Origin of the sequence: Vibrio sp. Vb1755 (genome assembly GCF_033338635.1) — a bacterium.
Classification (GTDB): Bacteria; Pseudomonadota; Gammaproteobacteria; order Enterobacterales; family Vibrionaceae; genus Vibrio; species Vibrio alginolyticus.
Genome location: NZ_JAWOTA010000295.1, coordinates 1 through 621, shown reverse-complemented (window position 1 = coordinate 621; position 621 = coordinate 1). Strand labels below are relative to the sequence as shown.

General features: G+C 47.0%; 2 protein-coding genes. Both read right to left on the bottom strand.

What is annotated here, in order from left to right; genetic code table 11:
• The coding region (gene dgt, locus R7E00_RS24660; protein ID WP_318124841.1) for a dGTP triphosphohydrolase at positions 1–440 on the bottom strand (440 nt) is incomplete at its 3' end.
• A 12-nt stretch (positions 441–452) separates the two neighbouring features.
• Positions 453–621: YfbR-like 5'-deoxynucleotidase (locus R7E00_RS24655; protein WP_318124842.1), on the bottom strand; the 169-nt coding region annotated here is incomplete at its 5' end.

Below are 621 nucleotides of genomic sequence, written 5' to 3'. Positions count from 1 at the left end.
TCGAATTTGGTCACAATGCGAAAAGTCTGCGCATTGCCTTCAAAGCCACCATGGTCACGCATCATATAGTTCAATGCGACTTCGCCACCGTGTCCGTATGGTGGGTGGCCGATATCGTGCGCGAGACACAGAGAGTCAATCAAACTGTCCGAGGGCAATAGTTCTTTAAATTCAGACTGTTTCTTTTTGAGTTGCGCGACAATACCCGTGCCTAATTGGGCCGCTTCTAACGAGTGGGTAAGTCGACTTCTATGAAAGTCTTCCAAGCTGTTGCCATGAACTTGAGTTTTCGCTTGCAGGCGTCGAAATGCCGCAGAGTGCAGGATTCTCGCTCTATCACGTTGATAGGGGCTGCGGTGGTCATCACGGCGGATTTTATGCTCATCATCGTGGCGCTCTTGCCACAAAGAGTGTAATTCAAACGACACGTTTATCTCCATAAACTAAACTGGCTAACTGATTTCATCCAGCGATAGCTCAAAGCTTGGGGCGAATGTATTAAGGAAGTATTCCATTTCTGGCGTTTTACGTTCTTGTAAAGTGACGTCTAGGCGCTTTTTCGCTAAGGCAAACTCATGGTTACCTGCGCTTAGTTCTTCCAAACATTTTAAGTACGCACAG